Origin of the sequence: Pseudoalteromonas sp. BZA4, from assembly GCF_040104395.1 — a bacterium.
Classification (GTDB): Bacteria; Pseudomonadota; Gammaproteobacteria; order Enterobacterales; family Alteromonadaceae; genus Pseudoalteromonas.
Map to the genome: position 1 here is coordinate 1 of NZ_JBECOT010000056.1, position 24,897 is coordinate 24,897.

At 41.4% G+C, this 24,897-nt stretch carries 20 protein-coding genes; 11 read left to right on the forward strand and 9 right to left on the reverse strand.

Going from position 1 to position 24,897, the window contains the following annotated elements; translation table 11 throughout:
• Positions 1 to 239: 239 nt before the first annotated feature.
• Positions 240 to 1,130: a tetratricopeptide repeat protein gene (locus ABMY41_RS17620; RefSeq protein ID WP_058584434.1), complete on the reverse strand. Its 891-nt coding sequence runs from the start codon at positions 1,128 to 1,130 to the stop codon at positions 240 to 242.
• A 271-nt stretch (positions 1,131 to 1,401) separates the two neighbouring features.
• On the opposite strand from ABMY41_RS17620, the gene ABMY41_RS17625 reads away from it, so the two are divergent.
• Positions 1,402 to 2,775, forward strand: coding sequence for a GAF domain-containing sensor histidine kinase (locus ABMY41_RS17625; RefSeq protein ID WP_349275645.1), 1,374 nt, complete (start codon positions 1,402 to 1,404; stop codon positions 2,773 to 2,775).
• Positions 2,776 to 2,838: 63 nt separating this feature from the next.
• Here the strand turns inward: ABMY41_RS17625 and ABMY41_RS17630 are convergent, their stop codons facing one another.
• Positions 2,839 to 3,096 carry a hypothetical protein gene (locus ABMY41_RS17630; protein ID WP_063703943.1) on the reverse strand — a complete coding sequence of 86 codons (258 nt, stop codon included), beginning with the start codon at positions 3,094 to 3,096 and terminating at the stop codon, positions 2,839 to 2,841.
• A gap of 264 nt (positions 3,097 to 3,360) precedes the next feature.
• Here ABMY41_RS17630 and katG point away from each other — a divergent pair, with 264 nt between their 5' ends.
• Positions 3,361 to 5,538 (forward strand): catalase/peroxidase HPI, encoded by a 2,178-nt coding sequence (gene katG, locus ABMY41_RS17635; protein WP_349275647.1) that lies wholly within the window; start codon positions 3,361 to 3,363, stop codon positions 5,536 to 5,538.
• A 288-nt stretch (positions 5,539 to 5,826) separates the two neighbouring features.
• On the opposite strand, the gene ABMY41_RS17640 is transcribed toward katG, so the two are convergent.
• From ABMY41_RS17640 to ABMY41_RS17655, 4 genes are all read right to left on the reverse strand, one after another.
• The gene (locus ABMY41_RS17640; RefSeq protein WP_349275648.1) at positions 5,827 to 7,752 is read right to left on the reverse strand and encodes a hypothetical protein; all 1,926 of its coding nucleotides are present in this window, start codon (positions 7,750 to 7,752) and stop codon (positions 5,827 to 5,829) included.
• A 138-nt stretch (positions 7,753 to 7,890) separates the two neighbouring features.
• A complete protein-coding gene (locus tag ABMY41_RS17645; protein ID WP_082710896.1) occupies positions 7,891 to 9,489 on the reverse strand; it encodes an ABC-F family ATPase in 1,599 nt (532 codons plus the stop codon).
• Positions 9,490 to 9,765: 276 nt separating this feature from the next.
• Positions 9,766 to 10,767, reverse strand: coding sequence for an alpha/beta hydrolase (locus ABMY41_RS17650; RefSeq protein WP_349275651.1), 1,002 nt, complete (start codon positions 10,765 to 10,767; stop codon positions 9,766 to 9,768).
• A gap of 450 nt (positions 10,768 to 11,217) precedes the next feature.
• On the reverse strand, positions 11,218 to 11,988 hold the full coding sequence (locus ABMY41_RS17655; RefSeq protein ID WP_058584440.1) for an EAL domain-containing protein: 771 nt from the start codon (positions 11,986 to 11,988) through the stop codon (positions 11,218 to 11,220).
• A 258-nt stretch (positions 11,989 to 12,246) separates the two neighbouring features.
• Here ABMY41_RS17655 and ABMY41_RS17660 point away from each other — a divergent pair, with 258 nt between their 5' ends.
• Positions 12,247 to 12,840 carry a class I SAM-dependent methyltransferase gene (locus tag ABMY41_RS17660; protein ID WP_349275653.1) on the forward strand — a complete coding sequence of 198 codons (594 nt, stop codon included), beginning with the start codon at positions 12,247 to 12,249 and terminating at the stop codon, positions 12,838 to 12,840.
• A 240-nt stretch (positions 12,841 to 13,080) separates the two neighbouring features.
• Positions 13,081 to 14,163, forward strand: a complete 1,083-nt coding sequence (locus ABMY41_RS17665; protein WP_349275655.1) for an HNH endonuclease — start codon at positions 13,081 to 13,083, stop codon at positions 14,161 to 14,163.
• A 12-nt stretch (positions 14,164 to 14,175) separates the two neighbouring features.
• Here the strand turns inward: ABMY41_RS17665 and ABMY41_RS17670 are convergent, their stop codons facing one another.
• The gene (locus tag ABMY41_RS17670; RefSeq protein ID WP_349275657.1) at positions 14,176 to 17,328 is read right to left on the reverse strand and encodes a DUF3427 domain-containing protein; all 3,153 of its coding nucleotides are present in this window, start codon (positions 17,326 to 17,328) and stop codon (positions 14,176 to 14,178) included.
• Between the two features lie 358 nt (positions 17,329 to 17,686).
• On the opposite strand from ABMY41_RS17670, the gene ABMY41_RS17675 reads away from it, so the two are divergent.
• A complete protein-coding gene (locus tag ABMY41_RS17675; protein WP_349275659.1) occupies positions 17,687 to 18,559 on the forward strand; it encodes a nuclease-related domain-containing protein in 873 nt (290 codons plus the stop codon).
• Between the two features lie 152 nt (positions 18,560 to 18,711).
• A complete protein-coding gene (locus tag ABMY41_RS17680) occupies positions 18,712 to 19,437 on the forward strand; it encodes a hypothetical protein (protein WP_349275661.1) in 726 nt (241 codons plus the stop codon).
• Between the two features lie 62 nt (positions 19,438 to 19,499).
• On the opposite strand, the gene ABMY41_RS17685 is transcribed toward ABMY41_RS17680, so the two are convergent.
• Complete coding sequence (locus ABMY41_RS17685) at positions 19,500 to 20,354, reverse strand: LysR family transcriptional regulator (RefSeq protein WP_349275662.1); 855 nt, start codon at positions 20,352 to 20,354, stop codon at positions 19,500 to 19,502.
• Between the two features lie 81 nt (positions 20,355 to 20,435).
• On the opposite strand from ABMY41_RS17685, the gene ABMY41_RS17690 reads away from it, so the two are divergent.
• Entirely contained in the window at positions 20,436 to 20,657 is a 222-nt protein-coding gene (locus tag ABMY41_RS17690; protein ID WP_058584444.1) for a DUF2798 domain-containing protein, read from the forward strand.
• Entirely contained in the window at positions 20,654 to 20,935 is a 282-nt protein-coding gene (locus ABMY41_RS17695) for an antibiotic biosynthesis monooxygenase (protein WP_062565387.1), read from the forward strand. The genes ABMY41_RS17690 and ABMY41_RS17695 overlap by 4 nt, the downstream gene beginning before the upstream one ends.
• Before the next feature lie 320 nt (positions 20,936 to 21,255).
• Here ABMY41_RS17695 and ABMY41_RS17700 read toward each other — a convergent pair whose 3' ends face one another.
• A complete protein-coding gene (locus tag ABMY41_RS17700) occupies positions 21,256 to 21,561 on the reverse strand; it encodes a hypothetical protein (RefSeq protein ID WP_349275664.1) in 306 nt (101 codons plus the stop codon).
• 113 nt (positions 21,562 to 21,674) lie between these two features.
• Between ABMY41_RS17700 and ABMY41_RS17705 the strand changes: the two genes are divergently transcribed.
• The 3 genes from ABMY41_RS17705 (at position 21,675) to ABMY41_RS17715 (ending at position 24,740) form a co-directional block, all read left to right on the forward strand.
• Complete coding sequence (locus ABMY41_RS17705; protein ID WP_062565916.1) at positions 21,675 to 22,583, forward strand: LysR substrate-binding domain-containing protein; 909 nt, start codon at positions 21,675 to 21,677, stop codon at positions 22,581 to 22,583.
• A 75-nt stretch (positions 22,584 to 22,658) separates the two neighbouring features.
• The gene (locus tag ABMY41_RS17710) at positions 22,659 to 23,969 is read left to right on the forward strand and encodes a BamA/TamA family outer membrane protein (RefSeq protein ID WP_349275666.1); all 1,311 of its coding nucleotides are present in this window, start codon (positions 22,659 to 22,661) and stop codon (positions 23,967 to 23,969) included.
• Positions 23,970 to 24,047: 78 nt separating this feature from the next.
• Positions 24,048 to 24,740: a hypothetical protein gene (locus ABMY41_RS17715; RefSeq protein ID WP_349275668.1), complete on the forward strand. Its 693-nt coding sequence runs from the start codon at positions 24,048 to 24,050 to the stop codon at positions 24,738 to 24,740.
• The last annotated feature ends 157 nt before the right edge of the window (positions 24,741 to 24,897 follow it).

Below are 24,897 nucleotides of genomic sequence, written 5' to 3' on the forward strand. Positions count from 1 at the left end.
GGGAATGGAGCAGGAATAAAGAAAGAACAAGTATAAACTGGATGTTTAATGTTGAATTAGCTCGTGAAAAACTTCAGAGGGCCTATGGTGCCCTCAACTAGTCAGAACTTGTGTGATGAAGTACTAGAGCCTAGAGCCTAGAGCCTAGAGCCTAGAGCCTAGAGCCTAAATCCCAGCGCCTAGAACCTAAACCCTAGCGCCTATGACGCGGGATAAATCCGCTGCTACACGGGTTTCGGCTAAGCCGTTTCGTTTAGCAACGAATTAAAGCTGTCGTTGTCGTGAAGGCTGGCAAACGCGCTTTCGTGTAATAGCTCGTTACGTAGGTTAGGAGAATACTCAAGGGCCATACGAATATCAGCCATTGCATCGGCGTGTTTGTGCAGTAACGCATATGCACAAGCACGTTGCCAGTATGCGTAGCCGTAGTCGCTATCAATTTCTAATGCTTGATTACAAAGCTCGATAGCTTCACCTGTTTCGTTAATTTCTAACAGTGCATCTGCTTTATAGGCAATGGCTTCTACGTCTTCTGGTTTACGTTTTAAGATCTCGTCAAAAATCTCAATCTTATTTGCAACATCGCTTTCTAAATTGGCACGCATCCATAAAGAATGAACTTCATTGGTGATTGAGATCTTTTGTTGGTTTAATAAGATCTCTTCAGATCGCTCACGTAGTTTTTCTTCAAGTACTTTTAGGCGCTCTTCGTATTCTTGTGTGATCGCACTAACACGTGAGTTTACGATGTCTTCTACTTTGTTTTTCACATCACGCAGTGAATTCCAACCGACTAAAACCAAAATTGAAGCAGTAATCGTGATAATGAAAAACACATTATTAATAGTGTCTGTTGTATAAGTTAATGCACGGTCGGCAGTATCTAGTTGCGTATGAGCAACTTGCTTTGTCACATCTTCGCGCAGCTTTTGTTGGTCTTGGCGCACAGCTTTTAATTCATCAAGAATATAGCGCTCTAACAAGGGCTTATACATAGGTTCTTGAAGCTTATCGAGAGCTTGTTGTTGCTCTGCTTCGGTTAATGCAGGGCGGTTTTCTGGCTCATTTTGAGCTGCTGCAAATGTACTAAAGCTCATTAAAAAAGTGATTAAAATTAAGGTATAACGCATGACATATTAATTTTTAGTGATTTCTGAGGTAACTGTAACATGCGTGAGCATTGTGGACTAGGCAAAAAAAAGCCAGCTCGGGGGAGAGCTGGCCAAACTGCTTAAACAACATAAAGTCGTAAGGGGTATCAACAGGAGTTAGGTACAATATACCCATTTTAATCTGAACAACTACTTAATACTTAATGAGTTTTTAAAAACTTATATTCGTTCTGTCAGAATCACAATGTTCGTCTAGACTTAAGAAGTCGTAAAACTAAAAGGTGAGAGTATGCGCCAACAACTAGTCCAACTGCTGTATGGAGTATCGATTTCTTCTGATCTTGATAGTGGCAATGTTGAATTAGCTGAACGCTTAATTCTGAATGCTGTACTTGATGGCCTAGAAATTGGCCGAGCAGGGATCTGGCTGTTAAATGAAGAAAACACCGCAATTGAATGCCGGTTATTACTCGATAGAGAAAACGGCAAAGAAATCCAAATGTTAGTGCTCCCTCGTGATGCATATCCTGCCTATTTCAAAGCACTCGACACCCAACGTACGATTACCGCCGAAGATGCTCATACCGACCCTGCTACGTATGAATTTAGCGAAAGTTACTTAACACCTCTTAACATAGGTGCAATGCTCGATGCGCCAATTCGTTATAAAGGAAAAATGATTGGTATATTTTGCTGTGAGCACATAGGTGGAACAAGGCAATGGACAGAAGACGAATGTTCATTCATCGGTGCTTTGGCTGATCTTTATGGCAGAGCCTTGTCTGCACAAGAAAACGAACGCATCAATGCAGAACTTGAGCGTGCTAATCAGCATCTAGAACAACGTGTTGCAGAACGAACGCGTACGCTTGAAAAAACTTTATCTGAACTGACCGCGATGCAAGAAAAGCTCATAGAAGCCGAAAAAATGGCTTCACTAGGTAATCTTGTTGCGGGGATTGCTCATGAGGTTAATACGCCTATTGGCATCGCAGTCACAGCAAATAGTTCGGCAAAAGATAAGCTAAATACGCTTAATAAACACATAGATTCAAATACCTTAACAAAAGCGGCCCTACTTGAAGGCATGAATCATTTAAACGAGTGTATCAAAATATCGTTTACCAACCTTGAACGGGCTGCAAAGCTCATCAGTGACTTTAAACAAACGGCGGTTGATCAATCATCGCTTAATTTACTCGAAACCAACATTAAAGATTACTTTGAAAATATTTTACATAGCTTAATGCCACTTACACGAAGTCATAATGTTGAAGTAAACATCAACTGTGTTGATGACTTTTCGCTTATAACTGTTCCCGGGGCGCTTAGCCAAATATTCTTAAATCTTGTAAATAACAGCTGTGTGCACGGATTTGTTGGCCGTGAGCAAAACCGCATAGATATCGCTGTAAGCATCGATAACGACACCAATAGCTACACCATAACCTATCAAGACAATGGTCATGGCATGGCCGAAGATGTGATGCACAAAGTGTTTGAGCCATTTTTCACTACTAAGCGAGGCAATGGCGGTAGTGGTTTAGGTATGTCGATAGTTTATAACCTTGCAACGCAAGCGCTGCAAGGCGAAGTGAGTATTGCCAGCAAACCGGATAACGGCGTTACTGTCACCTTCAAATTGCCGCAAAAGCTCACATAACTAATTAATATTTATACAAGTTGTTGGCTAAATAATCTGGTGACTGGGTAATAAAATTAAAAATTAATCAGTTTGCTTAGCAAGACAAGAAATATCCGAGCATTTGTTGTCTTTGCAAAACTGTTTAATACGTTTTTTAGAATATAAGTAATTAATGCTCAAAGGCGTTATCAACAGCGCTAGCCAAAACAACACCGAGCTTCTAAAGGTTAGCCCCACAAGCGAAGCAACTACCAGCCCTGTTAACATCAAAATAGGTAAATTGGCGATAAAAAAGTTAATGCTTAGTTGTCTAGCAACGTCAGGATTAATGGTTTTCATAAGGGCTACTCGCTGTTAAAAAATACCCTTATAAAATGGACGGTTTTATAAAATGAATCAAATCAGATTTTTCTATCGGTGCAATCGATTTAAAACCATGATCTGGATCTAGCTTTATTTATATACAACTCCTATAGTTTTAAACAACAGGAACTTATTTGCTATTAGTTATTCATAACTATTAGAAAATCTCTCTTTATGACGAAAGGGATAAAAGCGACTTTTTAGCGTTTCGTCATATTTTTAGCTTATGAGGAGCACATAATGAGTAATGGAAAAACGGGCCAGTGCCCGGTAATGCATGGTAGTAACACTGTCACCGCTCAATCAAATACCGACTGGTGGCCAAACGCACTCAATTTCGACATTCTTCATCAACACGACAGCAAAACGAATCCTTACGGCAAAGACTTTAATTACGCAGAAGCATTCAAATCTCTTGACCTTGAAGCCGTTAAAACCGATTTAAAAAACCTAATGACCGAAAGCCAAGAATGGTGGCCAGCTGACTGGGGCCATTACGGTGGTTTAATGATCCGTATGGCATGGCACTCAGCGGGTTCATACCGTTTAGAAGATGGCCGTGGTGGCGGTGGTACAGGTAATCAGCGTTTTGCGCCATTAAATTCGTGGCCAGATAACGCTAACCTAGATAAAGCACGTCGCTTACTTTGGCCAATCAAAAAGAAATACGGTAATAAGCTTTCTTGGGCAGATTTAATGATCTTAGCCGGTAATATGGCATATGAATCAATGGGTTTAAAAACCTTTGGCTTTGCCGGTGGCCGCGAAGATATTTGGCACCCAGAAAAAGATGTGTACTGGGGCGCTGAAAAAGAATGGTTAGCTCCAAGCGATGAGCGCTATTCAAATGTAGCCAAACCAGACACCATGGAAAACCCATTAGCAGCAGTGCAAATGGGCTTAATTTATGTAAACCCAGAAGGGGTGAATGGTAATCCAGATCCGCTTAAAACGGCAGAACAAGTACGCGAAACATTTGCCCGTATGGCAATGGATGACGAAGAAACTGCAGCGCTTACTGTAGGTGGCCACACTGTGGGTAAAACCCATGGTAATGGTAGTGAAGAAAACGTAGGTCCTGAGCCAGAAGCAGCTGATGTATTTGAGCAAGGCCTTGGCTGGAACAACCACAACTCACGCGGTATTGGTCGCGATACCATGACGTCTGGCATCGAAGGCGCATGGACAACCCACCCAACTAAGTGGGATAACGGCTATTGCTACCTACTGCTTAACTACGAGTGGGAACTTAAGAAGAGCCCTGCAGGTGCGTGGCAATGGGAACCAATCGATATTAAAGAAGAAGACAAACCAGTTGATGTAGAAGATCCATCAATTCGTTTAAATCCTATTATGACCGACGCCGATATGGCGATGAAGATGGATCCAACCTATCGTAAGATTATCGAGCGTTTTAACGATGATTTTGAATACTTTAGTGATGTGTTTGCACGTGCATGGTTCAAACTGACGCACCGTGACTTAGGTCCTAAATCACGTTATTTGGGCGCCGATGTACCAAGCGAAGATCTGATTTGGCAAGATCCGATCCCAGCGGTTGATTACACCTTATCAGACAGCGAAATTAGCGAACTTAAAACCAAGCTACTTAACTGTGGTATAAGCCAAGCAGACTTAATCGCAACAGCATGGGATAGCGCCCGCACTTACCGTGGTTCAGACCATCGCGGTGGTGCAAACGGTGCACGTATTCGCCTAGCACCGCAAAAAGATTGGCAAGGCAATGAACCAAAGCGTTTAGCTAAAGTATTAAGCGCACTCGAGTCATTACAAGCGGGTTTAAGCAAACCAGTAAGCCTCGCTGATTTAATTGTACTTGGTGGCTCAGCAGCGGTTGAGCAAGCAGCAAAAGCGGCGGGTGTTGATATAACTGTGCCATTTGCGCCTGGCCGTGGTGATGCCACAGACGAGATGACAGATGCAGACTCGTTCGACGTACTTGAGCCAATTCACGATGGTTTCCGTAACTGGCTCAAAGAAGATTACGCGGTTTCAGCAGAAGAGCTAATGTTAGAGCGCACGCAATTAATGGGCTTAACCGCACCAGAAATGACCGCTCTTGTTGGTGGTATGCGTGTACTTGGTACTAATCATAATGGTACTTTACACGGTGTATTTACAGATAACGTAGGCACACTTAGTACTGACTTTTTCGTCAACCTAACCGATATGGCTAATACGTGGAAACCACTAGGTAAAGGCTATTACGACATCATTGATCGCAGCACGGGTGTAACTAAATGGACAGCAACACGCGTTGATTTAGTGTTTGGTTCAAACTCAATCCTACGCTCATACGCAGAGTTTTACGCACAAGACGACAACAACGAACGTTTTGTAAAAGACTTTGTCGACGCATGGGTGAAAGTAATGAACGCCGACCGTTTCGATATTTAACTTAAAATTCCGTTAAGTACAAAGGCCACACAGTTAAACTGTGTGGCCTTTTTTATTTAGAGAAGTTAGCGAGTTACTAGGGGAAAGGGGAAAGTTACGAGTAACTAGTAACTAGTAACGAGGTTCGAGGTTCGAGATATGAGATGCGAAATACGAGGTAGCAGCGATTTTACATCGCGTCCTAGCGCCTAGGACCTAGAGCCCAGAACCTAAATCCCAGCACCCATAACTCGCCGATGACGCGGGATAAACCCGCTGCTACACGTAGTCTGACAGCTGAAAACTCCTTTACTTTTCAATCCCTAACCAATAACTGTTTTGGTATATGTTTTCTTCAACTTCTTTATCGCTGTAGTTATAGATACGCTGCCAAAACAGGCGGTCGAAAATGAATTTATCTGCTTCTTTATGAATAATTTTAAAATTAATTAAAGAGGCATATAAATTTTCATCATCGCCTAACACCTCATTCTTACAGCTAGAGTAATCAAATGCACTTGGGCACTGAGACATCATTGCAAAACTAATACTGTTATCAGCTTCAAATTGCCAATAGGTATTTGGCGTAAAGTTAGCTCGGTTTTCAAGGCCATATTGATCAGCGTAATAGAAGCTGCCTTTACCATCATCATTTATAAACCAGTATGTTTTCAGGTTGCCGCTGGTGTAGTCTTGACGTAAGTAGCTAAATAGGTGCTTATAGTCATCAAGTGTGATGGTTGAATCATCAATCACTTCTATAAATTCATACCCTAAGCGAGCCTGACGCTCTTCTTTATTTCGCTCGCGCACCATGAGAGTTTTACCATCAGGTTGAGTGAAAAATTGTAAGCTGGTATCTAGGCCATTGCCGGTTACCTTAACGGTGTCGCCATTATTGTCTAAGTTGTAATGCCACTTGAACGAGTCGGTACTTATAGGCGTATTGAATGTTACCGTTGCAGTGTCGGCGGCAGTGATAGTGAAAAATGATGGTAAATAGCGAAACGTTAATCCTTCACCTGTATCTGAATTTTTATTATTTAAGCGACCAGTATACGTTTTACCCACTTTAAGCTCAGGTACCGCAATCGGTGTCAGTTTTTGTAATGCAACAATCGACGTTTGCACTTTCATAGCTTCAGTTAGCTCTTCTGACTCAGCAATATTAGCAGCGTCAGTTTCATCATGATAGCTAAGAACATGTTGCAGTTTTAGCACCGCAAAATTATCGAACTGCGCAACCACTTCGGCATTAACGAGGTTAAGGTCAAACTCTACATTCACCTCGTAGCCTTCTTTATTTAGCTGATTTGCATAGCTGTTCGTAATAAATTTGTCGCCATTAATCGCTAACGTTTTACCTTCTAAGGTCGCCGAAAACTCTGCATAAGGGAATGATGTGGTACTGCCTGAAGCTGTTGGAATATAGCTTGCTATCGATACTTCAAAATAGCTTTCTTCACCTTCGGTGTTTAAATGATTCACCATGTGAAAAGTATTGTCGTCCATATCAACATAATACGCAGAGCTAAGCTCTGTATTTGATTTATAAAGGGTAACTACTTCGCCTTTATCGGTTGAAACATTAAAAAGCTTAACACGAATAGCATCATCGCGCTTAGCTAACACTTCCATTTCAAGAAGGGCTTGTTGATTACATTCATGCAAGCAATCAATCGCTTGGGTATTTAGTGCAATAACATCAGGGTTCGACCAATCAAAACGACTTAACTCACCATTTTGAGCAATTACCCCGGCATCTTCAGTAGCAAATACCAGCTCTACGCTACCATCGCTTGATTGCCAATTACCCATCACTTCGCTATTGCTAAGCTCAATAGGTTGCCATGCTGCACGATTCTCGGCGACATTAACGGTTAGAGTATATTGATTACTCGCTTTACCATCAGAAACTTCTACAGTAAAAGCATGGTTGGCTACTTCGAATAAGCTTGGCTCTGCACTAAAAGTTACTTGATTACTGCTGGTGGTTACAGTCAGCCACTCTGGCTTATCAAAAATCGTGGTTGTCACACTGTCGTTTTGCTCATCTTTTAAATCAACAACTAAATTAGTTGATTCAAGCGCTTTGGCTGAGAGAGTGAGCGAGCCAGAAAGCGTCGGTGCAGTATTTTGCTCTACTTTTACATCTGGCGTTTTATCTGTAGATGAACCGCCACCACAGGCTGTTAGAGCCAGAGTCAGTGCCGATACGCTGAGGAGCTTTTTCATTTAGGTCCCTTAAATTTATTGTTCTATTGAAGTCAAAGAAATTTAAGTTACCTAAAATGGGTAATTCAGTAAAGTGAATATGTAACTGAACGTAAACAAAAAAGGTGAGCTAACTTGCTCACCTTTTCGAAGAAGGGGTTATTGCGCTTGTTGCGCAACATGGTCCATATATTCGTCAAACGTGCCCTGAAAATCGATAAGCTGTTGATCTTTAATATCGATGATCCGAGTCGCTAAAGACGATACAAACTCACGGTCGTGGCTCACAAAAATCAGCGTGCCTTGGTAATCTTTTAATGCGTTATTGAGTGCTTCAATGGCTTCCATATCCATGTGGTTGGTTGGCTCGTCCATAATGAGCACGTTGATGTCTTGCATCATGAGCTTACCAAACAATAGGCGGTTTTTTTCACCACCTGAGCAGTTACGGGCTTTTTTGTTAGCGTCGTCTGCGGTGAATAATAAACGGCCTAACATAGCACGCACCATTAAATCGTTGTGCTTAGCGGTGCGCCACTGCGACATCCAATCAAATAAAGTTAAGTCGTTATCAAAGTCTTTACTGCTGTCTTGCGGGCAATAACCAATGCTGGCATTTTCAGACCACTTAACCACACCTTCGTTACTTTGTAATTCATTCACTAGGCAACGTAATAGGGTGGTTTTACCAACACCGTTTTCACCAATAACCGCAAGTTTAGCGCCGGCTTCAAGTAGTAGCTCACCGCCGCTGAACAGGGTTTCGCCATCAAAGCCATGACCTAACTTAGTAAGCTCTAATGCTTGGCGATACATCTTTTTGCCTTCGTCAAAACGAAGTGATGGGCTAATACGGCTTGACGCTTTTACCTCATCAAGCTTAATTTTATCCATGCGCTTAGCACGAGAGCTAGCAAGTTTCGCTTTTGATGCGTTAGCACCAAAGCGGTTTACGAACTCTTGTAGCTCGTCAATTTCGGCGCTCTTCTTTGCGTTTTCAGCAAGTAGCTGTTCGCGTTGCAAGCTTGAGGCTTCGATCCACTTTTCGTAGTTACCAGGGTAAATTCTTAGTTCACCGTAATCGATATCAGCCATGTGTGTACATACCGAGTTTAAGAAGTGACGGTCGTGCGAGATGATAATCATCGTACACTTACGCTGGTTAAGCTCGTTAGCTAGCCAAGTGATGGTGTGAATATCAAGGTTATTGGTTGGCTCATCAAGCAGCAAAATATCAGGGTTTGCAAACAGCGCTTGTGCTAAAAGCACACGAAGCTTCCAGCCCGGCGCAACGTTTGCCATTAAGCCGTAATGAAACTCTTGCTCAATACCCGCTTGGATCAAAATTTCTTCCGCGCGGCTTTCTGCTGTGTAGCCATCCATTTCAGCAAAAACGCTTTCTAGTTCAGCGACTTTCATGCCGTCTTCTTCACTCATTTCTGGCAGTGAGTAGATACGGTCGCGCTCCTGTTTAACTTTCCAAAGTTCTGCATCACCCATGATCACCGCATCAACCACAGTGTATTGCTCAAATGCAAACTGATCTTGGCTTAGCGTACCTAGCTTTAAACCCGGTGCAATCGACACATTGCCAGACGTTGGCACAAGCGCACCACTTAGAATTTTCATAAAGGTCGATTTGCCGCAGCCATTCGCACCAATTAAACCATAGCGGTTACCGTTACCAAACTTAGCTGAAATGTTCTCAAACAGAGGCTCTGCACCAAATTGCATGGTGATATTTGCGGTTGAAATCAACGAATTGTTCCTAGAAAAATACTGACAGGGTTATGGGCGCAGCAACTGCGAAAATAAACAAGCAATAGGGTAAATAATAGGCCGCGGATTATACAGATCAGCCCCTAATAACGCTATTAAAAAAGAGAAAGTTTCAAGTTACAAGGGGAAAGAGTAAAGTTACGAGATGCGAGATGTGAGGTAGCAGATTTTACATCGCGTCCTAGCGCCCAGAATCTAGCACCTAGCGCCTAATATCTTCACCGTAGGCGCGAAACTTGTTTCGCGCGGCCAAAATTAAAATGATAACGCTTTGTCTAATGCACCCTTAAAGCGTTCAAAATCCTCGATGTGAGGTAGGTGGCCAATATCGTCTAATTCAATTAATTGCGATTTTTGGATCATATTTGCCGCGGCTTTGCCTAATATATCGTAACGGCCAAGCTCATGGTCAACATTTGCTTTTTTCCAATTGCGGCCAGGGCCAGTTCTGTCGCGGGTACCTATTATTAAAGACACAGGCATGTTTAACTGATCAAACTCCGTTATGACCGGTTGCGTAAAAATCATATCGTAGGTTTTAGCATTAACCCACGCCATATGCTTATGATCAGGGCCTTGAATTTGACCACTAATAAAATGGGTTAATTGCTCGTAGGAGCTATTCCATTTACCGTCGTAATAGTTTTTCTTCTGGTAAGCAATAACCTTTTCAGGTGTTTTAGCCAATTCATTTTTAAAGAAAAAATCGGTGTCTTTGTATTGCACATAATTTAAATAGTTCTCTAAACCAATTGGGTTTAGCAAAATGAGTTTACTAACTTGGCTAGAAAACATTAGGCTGTAACGGCTTGCTAGCATGCCGCCCATTGAGTGGCCAAGTACAACAGGGTTTTCAATATTTAAAGATGACATTAGCTGATGAGTGTTATTGGCTAATACAGCAAACGAAAATTGATAATCGGCAGGCTTTGATGATTTACCAAAACCAATTTGATCTGGGACCAATACTCCATAGCCTTTGCTATTAAGGTACTTGGCAGTATTAGTCCAATAATGACCGTTAAAGTTTTTGCCATGCATGAGCACAACGGTTGGCATATTATTATTTGGCTTAAGGTAAGAGTAAGCCATTTTTAATGGCGTATTTTGCGACGAAAAATTAAAAAACTGTACAGGTAAGTCGTATTGATAATTGCTTAACTCAGCATCAAAACTAAGAGACTGCTCTTTAGCGGCTAGGTTTTCAGAAGACCATAAAACAAGTGCTGAGACTAACAGTATGCGTAAAAACATCATTATCCTTTCTCAATATGCTTAAAGAATATTCAGCCTAGCATCCTAAATAAAAATTTATAATACAAATACGATTAAATACTGGAAGAAGTTAGCAAGGTACGAGTTATAAGTTTCAAGCTACAAGGGAAAGAGTAAAGTTACGAGATGCGAGGTAGCAGCGATTTAACATCGCGTCCTAGCGCCTAGCACCCAGAGCCAAATGTTTCTCCCGTAGGACTGGCTTTAGCCGGGAAATGTATTAAGTTACGAGGGGAAAGAGTAAAGGGAAAAGGTGCGCGTGACGAGATGTGAGATACGAGAAACCAGCGATTTAACATCGCGTCCTAGAGCCTAGCGCCCAAAACCTAGCGCCTGATGTATTCACCGTAGGCGTGAAACTTGTTTCGCGCGTCTGATCGCTGAAAGCTGACCGCTCTCGTTTTGTCGCAACTCGATTCTCGTTACTGGTACTTAATCCAACTTACTAAAATCTACTTCTGGCAGGCTTTCAAACCCTGGGCGAGCGAAGAAATACCCTTGCATTAAACTTACCCCGGCTTGGCGTAACCATTGATACTCTTCAACTGTTTCAATGCCTTCGGCAAGGGCGGTAATGTTGAGCTCTTCAAACATAGCAATACAATGGTTCACTATGATTTGGCGTGCTTTATTTAGGTGAATATCGCGTATCAGCTCCATATCGAGCTTAATAATATTGCTCTGAAAATCAGCCAGTAAATTTAAACCAGAATATCCTGAGCCAAAGTCGTCGGTTGCGGTAATAAACCCGAGTGATTGGTAATACTCAACAACACGTTTGATGTGCGTACTGTCTTCAACCTTTTCAACCTCGGTAAACTCAAACATAATTTGTTCTACCGGAAAGTCATATTGCTTAGCAGCTTCAAGGGTTGTTCTAATACAGCGCTCAGGTTTGTAAATCGCGTTAGGTAAAAAGTTAATACTCAAAATAGAATCAAGCTTCAGCTTAGCTGCAAGCGAAATAGCTTTAATACGACAAAGCTGGTCGAAGGTATAACGGTTCTCATCGTTAACTTGTGAGATAACAGAATAAGCCGACTCATTATTGGGCCCTCTAACTAATGCCTCATAGCCAAAAATATGTTTATCGGTGCAATCAATAATTGGCTGAAAAGCCATTGTAAAATCAAAACCAAGTTCTAATTTGTCTTTACAGTTATTGCAACCTGTTGGTTGGCAATGAGTTTGCTTGTCGTGCATGCTTACCTCAGACTAAAGTCTTCTTAATACATAATAGTGCTAGTAAATTGCCAATTGTGCAATGTTGTTGAGTTAAAAGTATATAATCTCGCATCTCGCACCTCGTAACTACTACCTTCTTCCTCCCTCCAACTAACTTCTAATATCCATTCAAAAATCGTTGATTTTTAGCATTTAAAATCACATTTCATCCTTTGCGTTACCTAGCTTTAATGGTATTTTAGCGCCAAGCAATCTTGCCAATATAAAGGAAGTAACATGGCATCCAAAACCGTCGAATACTACAACCAAAATGCGCAAGCATTTGTCGATGCCACACTCGATGTAGACCTTAATGAACTTTATGACGAGTTCTTACCGCTGATCCCAAAAAAAGGCGCTTTACTCGATGCCGGTTGTGGCTCTGGCCGCGACGCTTTCATCTTTAAAGAGCGTGGTTATAGCGTAGATGCATTCGATATCAGCCCAGCTATGGCAAAGCTGGCGTCAGAATATTTAAACCAAGACGTAGCAGTAAGCAGTTTTCTAGAGCTAAACGACGTTGCCAAATACGACGGCATTTGGTGCTGCGCAAGCCTTATTCACGTAGCAAAAAACGACTTAACAGAAGCATTCAATAACCTTGCCCGCGCATTAAAGCCACAAGGCATCGTGTATGTATCGTTTAAATACGGCGACGGCGAGCGCGAACACAACGGTCGCGAATTTACCGACCTAAACGAACAAGCTCTTGAGAGTATTATCAAAGGCACCGACCTGTTTACCCTCAAGTCATGGCAAAGCGCTGACCAACGTCCAGAGCGTGCCACAGAAACATGGTTAAACGCCATTCTGCATAGAAGAACGATTTAATAATTTATATGCGGTATAGCAGGCTATACCGCAACTCTCCCAATATTGTATGGGTTTTAGAGTATAGCTCTACCTAAAATCCTATATTTGCAATAGCTTTTCATGCTAGATTGTTCCTAAACTAAATCACCAATATTCAAGCTACAACAATGCGTTATAGGCATAAGTGGCAAATATGAGATGCAAACAGGGAACAGTTCATGAACGTTAGCACTTTTAAAAAGTACACATAAGGCTTGATTGATGATGGCCATGCAGCAGCAACTCGATTTTATTGCTTACATTCAGCGTATGCTGGTGGAAGGCGATTTCAGTGCTACCTATAAGTTTGCACTATTGCATGCGTTGGCTGATGTTTGTGTTGAGCAACCAATGATGTATGAAGCTAGCGAGTTAAACATTGATCTTGCTATGCTTGCTGAAAAGTTAATAGAGCTATATTGGCACCATGCTGTACCATTTTCTTCTGCTCATAGTGGTGAAAGTGCTTTACTAAAACAAAACTCGGGTGCGCAATCAAAAGTAATTGCGGTGCTATATGAGTGCCAGCAAAACAATATTCGTAGCTTGCGCCAGCTCAAATTAAGCCCTTACTGGCACACCACTTACAAAGCTGCATTAGACACGTTAAAAACAGGCCCGTTGTGGCGCTTACAAATTCTCGCTAAGCAAGAAGAGTGCTTTTTATATCCGCACACAAAAGGCAAAAGCTATATCACTCTAAATGCGGGCATAGCCGCTTGCTTTAGACGCTTTTATGATTTAGTTGTCTATTTAGCTAAAAATGCATGGTTACAAAAGATTCAAAGCATTAAGCATAATCAAGCGCTTATTGGCCCTCAAAGCCAACTGCATGACTTTTTATTTGGTTTCGACCGTACAGCACTTAATAAAGCAAAACCAGTTTTAGTCGAAATACAAAAAGGCCAGTGCTTTTATTGTCAAAAGCCACTCACAAGTGCTATTGAAGTTGATCACTTTATTCCTTTTGCTCGCTACGCTAACGATTTAGGCCATAACTTTGTTGCCGCCCATCGAAGTTGTAATAACAGCAAGCGCGACTTTTTAGCAGCCCAGCTGCACCGCGAACGTTGGCAAGATCAAAATCTAGATCGCCACAGCCAGCTGCTCACTGATGAACTAACTCGCTATTTTCATTGTGATGTAGACAAATCCCTTGCAGTAAGCAACTGGGCATACCAAGTTGCAAGCAGCAATGGCGCAAAACTTTGGCTTGCAAAAGATAGGTTCGAGTTGGCGGGAAGTAAAAATGTCCAAGCGTTAGATTTAGTCGCGCAGACAAAGTACAAATATGATTCTTAATGAGCTTAGGTTTTAACCTACAGCCAACTTCCCTGCCTCATGCCACATTTCACTTGGCATGGAGTTTGTTAGCTCCCAAGTAATATTCATTGGTTGGCTGCCATTGTGGCTTTGGTATTTAACCTCACCATAGTTAACGAATCCAATTGTTCTGCCGTTTTCATCTTTGCTTTGTTCACGCACAAACAACAAGATGGTTTTGCCTGTTTGTTGGTGCTGAATGTAGCTTAGGCCGCGGCCGTGTTCTGGTCGTGCGCTGTTTTGCGTTTGCCAATGAAACAGAGTAGGGCTGATTGCATAGTCATGGTATAGCGTTGTTGGCGAATAGGTCTTTTCGCATTTGTTGAGAGTTACAAAAAGTAATTCTAAATTTTGTTTTTTGAACTCTAATACGCCTTCGCGTGCAGTCGATTTTTTATCAAACGTATGTGCACCAAATGCAGCTAATATTTGCTGGCGTGTATAACGGCTGTGTAATTTTATTGCGTGATTAGGGAGACACGTTAAATCACTTTCTTGTTGGTGAATTCGATTTATTAAAAGCGTAATCACTTCTGATAACTCGTGTTGTAATAGCGGGTTTTTTAGTGCTTGTAAGCTTTGCTTAAGAGATTTAAATCCTAGACTTGTACCAGTGTTATCCCAAAAATTGTAATGAGCCATTAGAGCGTATTGTTGATTTTCAGGCGTTATTTCAATTGCAAAGTCGCTGTTACATAAATCGCGTAAAAAGCTCAAATAGCTCAGTGAGTTGCAACTAAGTAATTGAGTGTTGATCGCACGATAATACGCAGCGTAAATATCGACTTGCTCTACTGGTATTTCATCACCTATTAACCAGTGCCAGCCACCGAGCTTATTTTCCTTCGGTTTATAAATATCTTCTAACGTCACTTGAGGGTTTATGGTTAAAAAGTTTCTTAGAGATAGTTGGGCGTTAGTATGTTGTGAATAGCTACTTATAAGCTGTTGCAAGCGCCTTTTGCTATTAGTTGCCTGTTGAATATTACGCAAAATTGCTTTTTGGGTACGTTCTTGCAGCTCTATACTGCAACCCAACGGCAAATGCGGAAAGTCATTTTCTATTTCTGCTTTTATTGACTGGTTAGTTTTGCCAATTAGAGCTCGAAACTTATTAGCAAAGTCATACTCTGGGCGAGCGTTACCAACAAAATCGAGAACGGTGCAGCATTGTTTTTGGTTATTGTCAGGTAAGCGCAGGCCTCGTCCTAACTGCTGTAAAAATAACGTTAAGCTTTCGGTTGGCCTTAAAAAGAGCAAAGTATCAACTTCAGGGATATCGACCCCTTCATTAAAAATATCCACTACACAGAGGATCTTTATTTCACCTCGTCTAAGCGCTTGTTGTTTGTGACTGCGCTCATGAGTATTTTTACTAGTAAGTACGTCTGCACTTATACCTGCAAGGTTAAATTTACTAGCCATAAACTCAGCATGATCTTGGCTAACACAAAATGCTAAGGCTTTAATTTTGTCAATGTTAGTGGCGATTTCATTGAGGCTCGATATGATTTTATTAGCACGGCTGTCTTCGCCAGTGTAGAGGTTACTTAATTCGCTAATATCATAACGGCCGCCACGCCAAGTTACTTTGGCTAAATCTATATCATCATCAAGCCCAAAGTATTGGAATGGGCACAAATGGCGTTGATTTATTGCTTCTGGTAAGCGGATCTCTGCAGCAATTACACCACAGAAATCTTCCAAAATATTTGCACCATCTTGCCTTTCCGGAGTGGCCGTTAAGCCTAATAAAATATTTGGCTTAAAGCGGCTAAGAATATCGCGGTAACTTGCTGCACTTACGTGATGTACTTCATCGATAACAATGTAATCATAAAAATCAGCGCTCAACTTCATGTTGTCGATTTGATTATTAAGAGTCTGAATTGAGGCAAATAACTGGTTGTATCTTTGAGGCTTGTAGTTACCGACCCAAAGCTCGCCGAAATCGTTATTTTTTAGCACACCACGGTAGGCGCTTTGTGCTTGAGTGAGGATCTCTTCTCGATGCGCGACGAATAAAAAATTGGCATTTGGCTTTTTGTCATACACGGTTTTAAAATCAAATGCCGATATGATGGTTTTGCCAGTGCCTGTTGCAGCCACCACTAAGTTTCTAAATCGATCGTGAACACTTCGTTCAACACTTAGTTTTTCTAAAATAGCTAATTGATGAGTTTTTGGTGTGATATCAAAATAAAACTGGTTACTTGATTGGCCTTTACCACGCTGCTCATTAAGTGAGTTTATTAGCTTTTCTTTGCATTCAACTTTGCCGCTAAATAATTCAAAATCTGGCGACTGCCAGTAGGTTTCAAAGGTGCTTTTAGTTTTAGCAATAATATGCGGTATTTCTTGCGCGGTGATTTTTAAATTCCACTCAAGGCCGCTGGTGAGTGCTGAATGTGATAAGTTTGATGAACCAATGTAGCCTGTATGAAAACCTGTGTTACGCATAAATAAGTAAGATTTAGCGTGTAAACGTTCTTGTTGATTGTTGTAGCTTAGTTTTACTTCTGTGTTGGGTAAGCTAGCTAAGAACTCAACTGCTTTAGCGTCTGTTGCACCCATGTATGAGGTGGTGATTACTTTTAGCTTATTACCTTTTCTTGTAAAGGCTTCTAGCTCACTTTTAAATATCCGCAGTCCAGTCCATTTGATAAATGAAACGAGCCAATAAATAGTATCAGCTGATTTAATTTCTCTCTTAAGCTCAGTCTCAAGAGATAGGCCAGCATTTGCGCCACAAAATAGCTCACTTTGCGTAAGACCTGTTAGTGGGAAAATGCTGTTTGAGTAGTCTTTGAGATTAGTTGCTACAGGGTTTTCTGTATTGAATAGAGCTGTAAGTATTTTACCTTGGCTATCTATGAGATTTTCATTGATTAGCTCATCGTCTTTAATATGATCTTTAAGCCATAAAACTAAGTTATTAGCTAAATCAATTTGTTCGCTTAATCGATCTTTTGATTGGGGGATAGCATTAATCGCATGTGCGACTAATTTTCCTAAAAATCGAGCTAACCAAGTTGCGGCTTCGGCAGATTCTAGTTGGCGTTCTCCTACATAAAATTGCTTACGATCTAAATTCTGCTCAATCACTTGAGTAATAAGCTGCTCGTAAATGCCAACCTGTTCCATAAACCACTCCCTGTTACTTACAGCCAGTTTACTGAAATAGCTAATGAAAACAAGAAATAACTCATTGTTCAGTTGCAGGCGATTGCTGAGGTTTTCCCCGTGTTCACACCCGAAATTGAATTAATTATGAGTAATTTACAGCATGGATGCTGTAAAAAGCGTAGCTTGGCCACGGATGGCCTATCTACGCTGTTTACGTTCATTTAATTAATTCAAATAGAGGGAACAGTGTGAACCTCGGGGCGCCGAGAGATTCCAAAGAGAAGTCGGCGTTTACTTCTCTTTGGTTGCCGTCGCCAACGCGACATTATTAAATAATTGATGTATAAAGAGGGAGTTAACAGAACAAGGACCTGAAATGGATAACTTCATAGCACAAGGACTCAGCCTCTTATTTGTAATAGGAGGAATATATTCAATATTAGGTGTTATTTTTTTAAGAGTATGGCTTCACCAGAAGCAAGCCAAGTTACCTGTAGATCGAAAAAAATTTACTCGAGTAGCCGCACAAACACTTAACGATCAAGTAAACGATAAGATCTTTAATGTTGTTGGTTACATAGGTTTAGCTGCATTGATTATTACAATGCCGTTTGCCCTCAAAGGGATTACCGAAATGTTGGCAAGCGGTCAATTGAACTACTTTTTTATAATTGTAATTATTGTCGGTTTAATTTACACCGCCAGAAAATCGTGGTTTGAATCAGACCAGTTAATTAAACTAAAACTAGGACGAGACGCTGAGTTAGCTGTTGCATCTGAATTAATTGAGCTTCAATCTCATGGGTATCAAATATTTCATGATATTCAAGCTGATGGGTTTAATATTGATCACTTAGTTATTGGGCCTAATGGTGTTTTTGCGATTGAAACAAAAGGAAGGCATAAGCGCGTTAAAGATGATACAAACTACAAAGTCCGATTCGAAAATAATCTACTTGCCTTTCCATCTTGGAATGAAAACAAGCCAATTGAACAAGCAGAAATACAAGCAAATTGGGTTTATAAATGGTTAAGTGGAGCAACTGGTTTTCAAACAAAAATAACCCCAATATTGTGCTTTCCAGGTTGGTTTATAGAGTTGAAGCAGCGACCACCATTTCCGATTGTTTCCCATAGACAGTTAGCAAAAACTATATTGTCGATGCGCCAAAATCAAATAGATGGAGCTATGCAAAAAGCTATTTGCTATCAAGCTGTGCAAAGAAGCTTAAATATTTCTAAGGTTTAATTGATAGAGACTAAATTTAATGCTTAGTTTGAGTAGGCAATTTGCATCGAAAGTTTAATAAAGCAATTGTTTTAGCAAGCTTTTATCGAATAAATATCTCCCTAGCTAACACATAGGGAGTAATTACAACCAAATTACACAGATGTAATGTTATGAATAAATGGATTTTATTACTCGCTACTTTGCTTGCGAGTTTCAACACGGTTGCTGAAGAGCAATATTCAAAAAGTCGCTGCGATAGTATTGAGGCTGAGCGCGAGGGCATTCGTAAAAGAATGAATCGTAGCTACACGGCTAGGCAAGGTGAACGGTGGAATCAACGTTTAGATGAGCTTTTTACGCTGCTGGCGAGACACTGCAAACACCCAAAAAGAAGTACTGGTAATGGCGGTAATTATACGTATCGCTCGAACCCTACCGCACTTTTAAACACCAAAGTACATAACTCTACTGTGTATTCAAACTCATATAATGACGATAAAAAGCGCCATGCTTGGGGGCAATTTTATCAATTACCGTATCGCTGTAGAGCGAAGGATATGAAGCAAGCTGATTTTGTATGGTGTAGCGAAAATAAAGCAGAGCAAAAGGCGCTATTTGAATCTGCTTGGAGTGGTAAAGCTAAAGCAGATTATAAAGATATTGTTATTACTGTAAAGCCGACCATTACAGAAATTAATGCAAATAAAACTACAAGCCAAGCCGTGATAAAGAATCCGATAATCGAAGCACCCGTTAAACAAGCTTCAGCTCCTTTAAATGAGAGTGTTGGTCCTCAATTAACAAAGTTGAATGACCTTAAAATTTGGCAATTAGCCTTGGCTGGTATTGCGGCCATGTTGTTTGTGTTTGGTCTTTATCGTTGGTTTAAAGATTGAGTTGTTTGACGGGCTAAAGCCCGACCTACAATGCCTCGCATCTCGCATCTCGCATCTCGCAACTACAGTTTCAACACCTCTCCTTGTAAACTCGGTGAGTCTGAAATATTGGTTTGGAGTTGTTCTATCAACAACTGGGCATTCGCTGATGGTGTGCGTGAATGTGGCCAGAGGGCGTAAATTGGCCTTGCGGGAATGTTGTGGGGTGAGTCGATATAACTAAAGTTGCTGGTGTCTTCTATACAGCAAATTTCGCTCATGGGTAGTAAGCCAATGCCATAGCCTGCTTCAACCATTTTTCTGGCGATTGTAATATCAAAGCAAAAGCTTATTTGTTCATACTCGGTTTTTAGTTTGTTAAGTAAGCCGCTGGGAAGTTGTGACTCTGAATAGGGCAATATCAGCCTTGAAGTTGGGGCATCTTTCTTTTTAATCAGCTTTATTGCAATCATGCCTAGGCGCTTTTGAAAATAACTTGAATCTTGTTGTTCGCCAATGCGAATGGCTAAGTCAAAACGTTTTTGGCTTAGTTGGCTGTTGGCATTACTTGGGTAAATGTGGAGGTTTAGCGTAGGGTTTGCCATCGCAAACTGATTAACGGCCCCCATCAGTGGGCCCGCAATGATGTTTTGTGGGCACAACAGGTAAAACTCTTTTGCGGTGGGTGAGTCATTTAGTTGCTCAAGCTGGCTGTTAAGAGCAAGCACTTGCTCGCCTAATTCGTTATACAGTGATTCACCTTTGGCGGTTAACACAATGCCTCGGGCTGTACGTTGCAGTAATGGCTCAGCGAGTTTCTCTTCTAATGCCTGAATGCGCCTTGATAGGGTCGATAGATTCAGTCCTAAATCTTTTGCTGTTTGGCTCATGCTTTTACGGCGCGCTATTTCAATGAATAAATGCAGATCATCCAGCATACGACTCCCTCAATCTTAGTTTGCATTTTCGTGACTGTTGCCACTTGGCCTGTGCAAATATAGTAACGCCAAGGAGGAAATATGAAAATTCATTTTACTTTTACTGCGGCATTTTCGTTTTTAATGTCGTTTTTACTTTCGGCATGGGTTACTTATGTCAACTTAGGGCTAAGCGATACATTTTTTCTAAGTTGGATGAAGGCGTTTGCTAATGCATGGCCTGCTGCGTTTGTGGTGGCATTTACGGTTGCCCCACCAATTAGGGCATTGGTTTTAAAGTTATTTAGTAAGGAGTCAGTATGATTAATATCGTGGCAAAAATTACCCCAAAGGCGGCATTATTTGACGACTGTAAAGGGCGTTTACAGGGCATATTAGCAGCCACTCGTGCAGAGCCTGGTTGTAATCGTTTTGAGCTGTTTGCGAGTAAAGAGCAGCGTTGTTTATTTTTAGTTGAGCAGTTTGAATCGCAAGCCGCCCTTGATGAGCATTATGCTCAGCCTTATACCAAAGCGGTGTTCGCGTTTTATGAGAATGCCTTGGCAGAGCCGGTTGAGGTAGAGAAGGTGGAGGTGTGTTGAGACAAAGTTAGCGAGATGCGAGGTGCGAGATACGAGGTGCGAGGTATAAGGGGAAAGGTGCTAGGCTCTAGGCACTAGGTGTCAGTCGACCTGTGGGGTTGTTAGGTCGTGTGTTCTTCTATGCAATTAAACCCAGGTTTTGAGTCGTTAGTGATCAGATATTAGATGTTAGTCGATCTGTGGGGTTGTTAAGGTCGAACGTTCGTCTCAGCAGCTAAACCCAGAGGAAGGTATTGCAGGAGATGTACTTTAGTGCCGAAAAAACTAGGCTACTGGGGAAGTACAGCTATTCGTAGCCTAGTTTTACAAGGTTGAAATGGTTACAGCATATGCAGGATTTGCTTAGCTTTTTCGCGGGTTAAACACGCGGCCATTGGGCGTTTTGCAAATAATTTGGCTGAGACTGTTTGTTCTTTGCCCATGTATTGGTTGTGCAGTGTTTGCACATTGACTTTGCAGATCACCGAATGGCTGTTTTCTACATAGCGAATCTCTACTCGCTCTACTTTTTTAATTAAGTTTTTATAAGGGTAGCCTTCATCGGTATCAAGCTGAGTAAGTACTGATTGGTTGGCATAACTAAAGCTTGTGGTAAATAAAAGTAATAAAATAACGAGGTATTTCATAGTGGTTGTCCTTGTCTTGTCGCGGTTGGCAATATGAGTATTACTCGTGTTACTACTACTGACAAACGATTAAAAATTACCTATGCTTAAGTTTTTATTAACCATAAAAGCGTATGCAGTTACCTCCATTAAAAAGCCTTTGGTATTTTAAGCACGCGGCAGAGTTAGGTAGTTTTAAGCTTGCGGCAGAGCAATTGTTTGTTAGCCAAGCTGCGGTTAGCCAACAAATTCGCTTGTTAGAACAACAGCTTGATTGCAGCTTGTTTACTCGTCATACCCGTTATGTTGAGCTGACTCGCCAAGGCGAACAGCTATTACCCCATGTACTTAAGGGATTTAGTCATTTACAGGCAGGTGTGCAGGCTGTTAGCCAAGATAGCCACCCGAATACGTTAAACTTAACTGTGCTGCCTTCGTTCGCCAGTGGCTGGTTACTGGGCCGTATTAGCGACTTTCAAAACAAATACCCCAATATCAAAGTGCGTATTGAACCAAGCGATCAACTTGCCGACTTTTCAGCGGGGCAAGTTGATTTAGGCATTCGATTTGGTCAAGGAAACTACCCAGGTTTGCACAGTGAGCTTATCAGCGACGACAGCCTATTTTTGGCTTATAAACCCGGTGCCATTGATGTTAATAAACCCCTTAAACCGCAGATTCTGGCACAAAAACTAATTAAAGATGTGTGCCCAGACGCAGAGCGCGGTTGGTTAACTTTGGCTCAGCAATTAGCTGTAAGCCCAGATGCGCTCCCCGCACTTGAAATTGATAACGCTGCACTGGTTATTCAAGCCACGTTAGCAGGGCAAGGCATTGCAATGGTAAGGCGACGTTTAATCGAAACTCAACTGCAACTTGGTCAGCTAGAGATTTATCCAAACTATGAGTATCACTGCCAATATAAGTACTACCTTGCTGCGCCGCCCGAACATTTTAAATGGCAAAAAGTACAGCTGTTTAAAGATTGGTTGCTTGCTCAATTTGCTTTAGATGATCAGCAGTTTTATCAACTTCATCAGTAACATTTGCGTTAAATCATTTTAAAGTTTTTAAGCACCAGCTATGCTTATTTAAGTCGCTTACTAAAGGAGCTAGTAATGCTTAACTTTAAAGTTATTTTTTGTGGCGTTTGTGTGGCTGCAAGCCTAACGGCCAATGCTGATATTTCCCGTGTAAAAGCAAGTATTGAGCGTGTTGAGAGCGCGAATAATAAGCACGAGTCTTTAGTGCTTCCCTACTTATTTAGCACCGATACCATGGGGCTTAACTTTGGTGTGGGTGGCATGATCAAAGGTTACCATCAACCACAAATGACCGTTGGCGCAACTGCATTTAAAGGTGACGTGAGCGAAGGCGCGTGGGCTGGCCTGTTTAACTATAAGGTGTTAGATTCAGAACGCTGGTATTTTAGTGCCAGTGGCATAGCTGCGTATTTTCCTGATCAGCGAGCTTATACCGGAGGCCATAAAGTGCCCATTGCTGACAACGCCGTGTTCCCCGGTAGTAATGACTCTTCAAACGAGGTGTATTTAGAAGCCGATGGTAGCTCTAATTGGTTTGATGCTCGCATCGAATACGCTTTACCGTTTGGCGCAACATCGCAAACAGGTATGGTGCGTTACCAACTTAAAGATGGCTTGTTGGTTTCTGAGCCATCGGGCGGGGCACAGTGGAACCCGTTGGAATCGGGTGTAATGGTTGCAACTGCACGCTATTTTAGGCGCTCGCAAAGCTTTGAATTTAATGAGGGTACACAAGATGGCAGCATTTCAGCAATGGAATTTGGCCTTCTATATGACAACACCGATTTTGCAACTAACCCAAGTTACGGAAGCAGGCAGTATCTTGCCTATAGCCAATCAATGCCAGGGAGTGACGATATTTATGATTGGGATTTGTGGCAGTTTAATGGCAGTAAGTTTATTTCTTTAGGGGCAAGTGAATTTGCTCATCAGCGTATTTTAGCATTTAATTTTTGGGCTGCTTATTCACCTAGCTGGCAAGTTAATCACACTCTTGATGGCACTAAGTTTATCTCTGATGCTGCACCGTATAACGAAGGCGCTACATTAGGAGGATTTAAGCGTTTACGGGGTTATGATTTTTATCGATTTCATGACAAAGCCGCTATTTATGGGGCATTCGAATATCGCTATACCCTTAAATACAATCCAATTGCAGATGTAAATTGGTTAAAGTTTTTGAAGCTAGATTGGTTTCAGTTAGTTGGCTTTGTTGAAGCTGGTCGTGTGTCACCTCATTTAACCTTGGATACATTATGGCAAGACTACCACTATGATTATGGTGTTTCGTTAAGAGCTATGATGTCGGGATTAGTCGTTCGAACAGAGCTTGCTAATTCAAAAGAAGGGGCAAATTTTTGGGTGATGATAGATCAACCTTTTTAATGAATTTGCCGCAGATTTGTTGCAGTTTTATTAGAAACTGATAATCTGTACCTCTAACTTTTACAGTGACGTAAATTAATGATTAAACGGATTTTAATGACAACAGCCTTGTTGTTGCCCGCTTTTGCTTGGGCGCAGCAAAGCGCTCCTTCAGATGCATGTCAAAGCATGCAAGCCGAACGTATAGAGCTACAAATAGCCCTGCGTAAAACCAATCTTCTCGACAAAATTGAAGCCTATAAACAGCGCATTCAAAGCTTGTCGGCACGAATATCTGAAACCTGCTTTAGTGAAGAGCAAATTGCTGAGCTAAAGTCGTCTTTGTATAACCCTGATATTACTGAGCTTGAAAACACTTTGGCAAAGCCATTAACTGAGCAAGCCTACATCAGCAAACAAGCAGCATGGGAGCGCTTTTATGTTATGCCGCCACGTTGTGCTGCTCGTTCGTTACAGTTGCAAAACCTTGAGTCGTGTCTTGAAAATAAGCAAATTCAGTTTCAGCAATTTGATATGTTATGGCAGCAAAAAAGTGCGCAACTTGCCCGTACAGAAGCAAAACCAACAGATTCGTTTCATGAGTTTGTTTTACCTAGCAAAGCCGAACGAGCTAAGTTAACCGCCGAGCAAGAATTAAAGCGCTACAGCTACAGCACAGATTCGTTCTTACCAACCAACATTATTGTGTTGTGTGCTTTAGCCGTATCGGTGTTCTTTGGTTTGATATTTATTTTCCATTGGTTAATGCGCCCACGGCCAGTGGTGAAGTGAGCCAAATGGGAAAGGAACTAGGAACTAGGAACTAGTACTCTTTCACATATATTTTGATCAGTTGCCCTTACTTAAATTCAGGTAACTGATCTTTTTCAATCAATAATTCAATACTCCTGCTTTTTCCAGTAACTGATGTTATAAATTTCTTCTTCTT

What these genes read in the sequence shown, in the direction of transcription:
- ABMY41_RS17700 (WP_349275664.1), bottom strand. Translation starts at nt 21,561, where the DNA reads ATGAAATACCTCGTTATTTTATTACTTTTATTTACCACAAGCTTTAGT.
- ABMY41_RS17695 (WP_062565387.1), top strand. Translation starts at nt 20,654, where the DNA reads ATGATTAATATCGTGGCAAAAATTACCCCAAAGGCGGCATTATTTGAC.
- ABMY41_RS17660 (WP_349275653.1), top strand. Translation starts at nt 12,247, where the DNA reads ATGGCATCCAAAACCGTCGAATACTACAACCAAAATGCGCAAGCATTT.
- ABMY41_RS17670 (WP_349275657.1), bottom strand. Translation starts at nt 17,328, where the DNA reads ATGGAACAGGTTGGCATTTACGAGCAGCTTATTACTCAAGTGATTGAG.
- ABMY41_RS17690 (WP_058584444.1), top strand. Translation starts at nt 20,436, where the DNA reads ATGAAAATTCATTTTACTTTTACTGCGGCATTTTCGTTTTTAATGTCG.
- ABMY41_RS17685 (WP_349275662.1), bottom strand. Translation starts at nt 20,354, where the DNA reads ATGCTGGATGATCTGCATTTATTCATTGAAATAGCGCGCCGTAAAAGC.
- ABMY41_RS17650 (WP_349275651.1), bottom strand. Translation starts at nt 10,767, where the DNA reads ATGATGTTTTTACGCATACTGTTAGTCTCAGCACTTGTTTTATGGTCT.
- ABMY41_RS17655 (WP_058584440.1), bottom strand. Translation starts at nt 11,988, where the DNA reads ATGCACGACAAGCAAACTCATTGCCAACCAACAGGTTGCAATAACTGT.
- ABMY41_RS17675 (WP_349275659.1), top strand. Translation starts at nt 17,687, where the DNA reads ATGGATAACTTCATAGCACAAGGACTCAGCCTCTTATTTGTAATAGGA.
- ABMY41_RS17715 (WP_349275668.1), top strand. Translation starts at nt 24,048, where the DNA reads ATGATTAAACGGATTTTAATGACAACAGCCTTGTTGTTGCCCGCTTTT.
- ABMY41_RS17680 (WP_349275661.1), top strand. Translation starts at nt 18,712, where the DNA reads ATGAATAAATGGATTTTATTACTCGCTACTTTGCTTGCGAGTTTCAAC.
- ABMY41_RS17705 (WP_062565916.1), top strand. Translation starts at nt 21,675, where the DNA reads ATGCAGTTACCTCCATTAAAAAGCCTTTGGTATTTTAAGCACGCGGCA.
- ABMY41_RS17620 (WP_058584434.1), bottom strand. Translation starts at nt 1,130, where the DNA reads ATGCGTTATACCTTAATTTTAATCACTTTTTTAATGAGCTTTAGTACA.
- ABMY41_RS17710 (WP_349275666.1), top strand. Translation starts at nt 22,659, where the DNA reads ATGCTTAACTTTAAAGTTATTTTTTGTGGCGTTTGTGTGGCTGCAAGC.
- ABMY41_RS17625 (WP_349275645.1), top strand. Translation starts at nt 1,402, where the DNA reads ATGCGCCAACAACTAGTCCAACTGCTGTATGGAGTATCGATTTCTTCT.
- katG (WP_349275647.1), top strand. Translation starts at nt 3,361, where the DNA reads ATGAGTAATGGAAAAACGGGCCAGTGCCCGGTAATGCATGGTAGTAAC.
- ABMY41_RS17630 (WP_063703943.1), bottom strand. Translation starts at nt 3,096, where the DNA reads ATGAAAACCATTAATCCTGACGTTGCTAGACAACTAAGCATTAACTTT.
- ABMY41_RS17640 (WP_349275648.1), bottom strand. Translation starts at nt 7,752, where the DNA reads ATGAAAAAGCTCCTCAGCGTATCGGCACTGACTCTGGCTCTAACAGCC.